This is a genomic window from Marinimicrobium sp. UBA4509 (genome assembly GCF_002388575.1).
Classification (GTDB): domain Bacteria; phylum Pseudomonadota; class Gammaproteobacteria; order Pseudomonadales; family Cellvibrionaceae; genus Marinimicrobium; species Marinimicrobium koreense.
The window spans coordinates 58,436-62,683 of sequence record NZ_DGMV01000087.1; the positions used below are offsets into that span (position 1 = coordinate 58,436).

Sequence of the window (4,248 nt, forward strand, 5' to 3'; positions counted from 1 at the left end):
GTCAGTACACCCGCAATCCCGAGGGCATCGGCGGCGCCCTGATCAGAATCGGCCACTCCCCGGACGGCTCACAACTGTCGGCCAGTGACGCCAATGAATTCAGCCACATGTACTTCGAAGAAGGCGTCAAGGCACGACTGAGCGGCCTGATGGCCACCCACCCACCGCTGGAAGACCGGATTCGCCGGGTACTGCCCGGCTGGCAGGGGGACTTCACCCCGCTGAGTCAGCCCGACAGTACAGCGGCAGCGCAAACGTCCGAATCCGCTTCGACCACCGGGCGAGAAGAGACGGCCCGAGCCATGGCGGCGGCGGTTGCGGTGGCCAGCAGCGCGGGGCATCACACGGGTGAGATCAGTCCTAAGGCGATTGAACAGGCAAAGGCCACCCTCGAGACACTACCCCAGACCTTGCGCGAGGCCGCCCGGGACCCCTTCAGCGCCCGGGGATTACTTTGGGGACTCCAGTTGAATTCCGATGCGAATTCGCGCGCATCCGAGTGGAGCTACCTCGCGGAACAACTGAAGGAAACCGAGCTGAACGCGCTGCGTTCGGTGATGACTCAGAGCGCGGAACTGCCGGACGGTTTGCGCCTACCGGCGATTGAGCTGGCCCTGCCCTCGCTCAATGAATTCTCCGATCAACAGCGTCGGGACTTTCTCGCCATTTTGAGCGGTCTGGCGAAAGCCGACGGTCGAGTACAACTGAGCGAATGGATCGTTTACCGGCTGGCACACACCCACCTGGTGGCACCGGTCCCCAAACGCCAGCGCCTCAAGCTGGCGTACTGCCAGGCTGAAGCCCGACTGCTGCTGTCGGTCGCTGCCTGGGCCGGTCGCACCCAACCGGCCCAGGCTTACCGGGCCGGCGCCTCCCGGCTGGGCCTGGAGAGCACACTGATGCCCACCGAGGACATCGGCTTCAATGGCCTCGACAGCGCCCTGGACAGATTGCGCCAACTGCGCCCGCTGGAAAAGCCCGAATTACTCAAAGCGCTGCGCGAATGCCTTCTCCAGGACCAGCGGGTCACACCGCGGGAAGCGGAGCTCTACCGCGCCGTGGCGGACGCACTGGACTGCCCGACCCCACCGCTCGAGGCATGAGCTTCAGCGGTCGTCCGCGGTTAACGACCATGCCCGGTTAAATCTTCACCCACCAAGGGTTATAATGCCCCTTTCGCCCACCAACCATTGAGGTAGACACCTTGCAACTGGATCAAGCGACACAGGAACAACTGCGCCAGTGGGAAACCGAACTGGCCGACGAGTATCAACGCATCGTCAACCAGAAACTCAACCTGGATCTGACCCGAGGCAAGCCCTCTCCGGAGCAGCTGAGCCTGTCCGATGCGCTGGATGGCATTCTCAAAGGTGACTACAAAGCCGCCGACGGCACCGACACACGCAACTACGGTGGCCTGGACGGCCTGCCCGAAGCCAAACAACTGGGCGCCAACCTGATGGGCGTCGATCCCGACGATGTGCTGGTCGGTGGCAACAGCAGCCTGACCCTGATGTTCCAGGTCATGCTGACCGCTCACCAGTTCGGCCTGACCGGCGCGGATAGCGCCTGGAAAAACGAGGGCAACGTGAAATTCCTTTGCCCGGTTCCCGGCTACGACCGTCACCATACGGTCTGTGAGCAGCTCGGCATTGACATGATTGCCGTGCCCATGACCGACGCCGGTCCGGATATGGACAAAGTAGAGGCGCTGGTCAAAGACGATCCGCGCATCAAGGGCATGTGGTGTGTTCCCAAATACTCCAACCCGACCGGTGTGGTGTACAGCGATGAAACCGTTGAGCGTATTGCCGCACTGGGTAAAATCGCGGGCCCGAACTTCCGGGTATTCTGGGACAACGCCTACGCCGTTCACGACCTGGTCGACAACCCACCGGAACTGGCCTGTGTGATGAAAGCCTGCGCCCAGCACGGTACAGAAGACTCGGTCATTCAGTTTGCTTCGACCTCAAAGATCACCCACGCCGGTGCCGGGGTCGCGTTCGTCAACGCCAGCCCCGCCAACCTGAAAGGGTTCAAGCAGTTTCTGGGAACCTGCACCATCGGTCCGGACAAGGTCAACCAGATTCGTCACAGCCGCTTCCTGCCCAACCGGGACGCCCTGATGAAGCACATGCAGGGTCATGCCGAACTGCTCAAGCCCCGCTTTGCGGCGGTACTGGATGCGCTGAACGAAGCCTTCGCAGAGAGCGATCTGGGCAACTGGCAGGAACCTCAAGGTGGCTATTTTGTGTCGTTTGACACTCGTCCCGGCTGTGCTCAGGACACCGTTCGTCTGGCGGCCGAGGCCGGAGTCAAGCTGACGCCCGCGGGCGCCACCTTCCCTTACGGCCAAGACCCCGAGGACCGCAATATCCGTATTGCGCCCTCAGTGCCCAGCGTCGAGGAAGTGAAAGGGGCGATGAAGGTGTTTGTGGTCTGCGTCAAACTGGCCTCGGTGCGCAAGCAACTCGCCAGCTAAAGAGTCGAAGACTGAGCAGAAGGCGCCCCACTGAGGGCGCCTGATCCGCCAGGCAGTTTTGGTCGAACACTCTCAGGGCCATCAGGCGGACATAAAAAAACCACCGATTTTGTCGGTGGTTTTTTTATGTCCGAAGAACAGGCGATCTTATCGAGCGCGCATTTCTTCCGGCATGGGCACAAGAACAATACTGGGCGCATTGGCGGCCCGAGCTGCATCCGCTACTGAGACATAAACGGACGCGTCGGCACGATCGTGGGTACGAATAATCACGGTAGCGTCCGGCAACTCCGCCCGCATCCGCTCAATGTTTGAACGAATTGCCCGGGTATCCACTCGACGGTTCTCCATCCACACCTGGTTATCCTGACGGATATCGACCACGATGTTGGGATCCGCATCTTCCGGCGGCGGCTGGTCATTCTCTTCGGGAACATTGGTGTCGAGGCCGATCTCTTTGACGAACGACGCCGTCACAATAAAGAAGATCAACATAATGAACACCACGTCCAACATGGGGGTCAAATCGATATCGTTACTATCATCACCGCTACGGCTCTTCTTTCTTCTCACCGCACTTACTCCCGTTCTTATCTGAAATCACTGGGTGTCTGAAATCACTGGGCGCCCTTGAGCCCCCCAGAAACAGACCCGAATACTAACAGCTTTTACCGCTGCATGACCATCGCTTTCTTGCCATTGTGGCCATCCCAGCGCCCGCTAATAGTCCTTTTTACACCTTGATGGGTGTAAAAATGCCCTAAAAATGCGGCTAAGAGAATAAATCAAGCTGGTAAAAAGCCTGATCTTCCCGTAAATCCACAAACCGCACCCCAACGCCGAGCAGCCTGACCGGTCGATCACCGCGCACAAACGCTTCCTCACACAACGCCCGGTAAGCCGCCTGATTGACATCGGTACCGGCCCGCTCAAGGGTTGTGGAGGTGAAATCCTCAAACTTCAGCTTCACGAACCGCTTGACCACCCGATAATCGCCATCAACCCGGCGCAACCGAAGGGCCAGAGACTGCAGCAGCCCTGGCAACTGCCCGAGGCAATGCTCGAGGTCGGGCAGGTCCTGGGCAAAGGTGTGCTCCACACTGAGGGACTTGCGACGCCGGCTGACCGTCACCGCCCGCTCGTCACGCCCGTGGCACAGGTGGTGCAGACGCACGCCGAAGGCCCCGAAGCGCTCACTGAGCTCAAACACATCAAAAGCCTGCAGGTCACCACAGGTGGCCACACCCATCTGCGACAGCTTCTGGGCCGTGGCCCGGCCGACACCCGGCACGCGCTCAACGGGCAACGCCCGAACGAACTCGTCTACCTGCGTCGGAGGCACCACGTACAAACCGTCGGGTTTGCGCCAATCACTGGCCACTTTGGCCAGAAATTTATTGGGTGCAACGCCGGCCGAGATGGTGATACCCAGCGCGTCATGAACCCGCTCGCGAATCGCCTCGGCAATCCGGGTGGCGCTACCCTGACAGTGTTCACTGTCGGTCACATCCAGATAGGCCTCATCCAGCGACAAAGGTTCCACTCGTTCGGAAAAATCGTAGAACACATGACGCATTTGCAGGGACGCTTCCCGATAGGCATCCATCCGATGCGGCACAATCAGCAAGTCCGGACACAAACGCTTGGCGTAAGCCGAGGCCATTGCGGAGCGAACACCGTACCGGCGCGCCTCATAATTACAGGTGGAGATCACGCCGCGCCGATCCGAGCTGCCCCCCACCGCAATCGGACGATGACGGAGACTC

General features: G+C 60.1%; 3 protein-coding genes and 1 pseudogene. 2 read left to right on the forward strand and 2 right to left on the reverse strand.

The genetic code is table 11. The annotated features are described in order from the left end of the window. Positions 1 to 1,103: pseudogene (locus B3520_RS16625) on the forward strand (peptidase); the annotation flags it as partial. A 101-nt stretch (positions 1,104 to 1,204) separates the two neighbouring features. After that, positions 1,205 to 2,482 carry an aminotransferase class I/II-fold pyridoxal phosphate-dependent enzyme gene (locus B3520_RS16630; RefSeq protein WP_286805828.1) on the forward strand — a complete coding sequence of 426 codons (1,278 nt, stop codon included), beginning with the start codon at positions 1,205 to 1,207 and terminating at the stop codon, positions 2,480 to 2,482. Positions 2,483 to 2,629: 147 nt separating this feature from the next. On the opposite strand, the gene B3520_RS16635 is transcribed toward B3520_RS16630, so the two are convergent. Then, the gene (locus B3520_RS16635) at positions 2,630 to 3,055 is read right to left on the reverse strand and encodes an ExbD/TolR family protein (RefSeq protein ID WP_123637935.1); all 426 of its coding nucleotides are present in this window, start codon (positions 3,053 to 3,055) and stop codon (positions 2,630 to 2,632) included. Positions 3,056 to 3,254: 199 nt separating this feature from the next. Next, on the reverse strand, positions 3,255 to 4,248 hold a 994-nt coding region (gene dinB / locus B3520_RS16640; RefSeq protein WP_286876455.1), incomplete at its 5' end, for a DNA polymerase IV.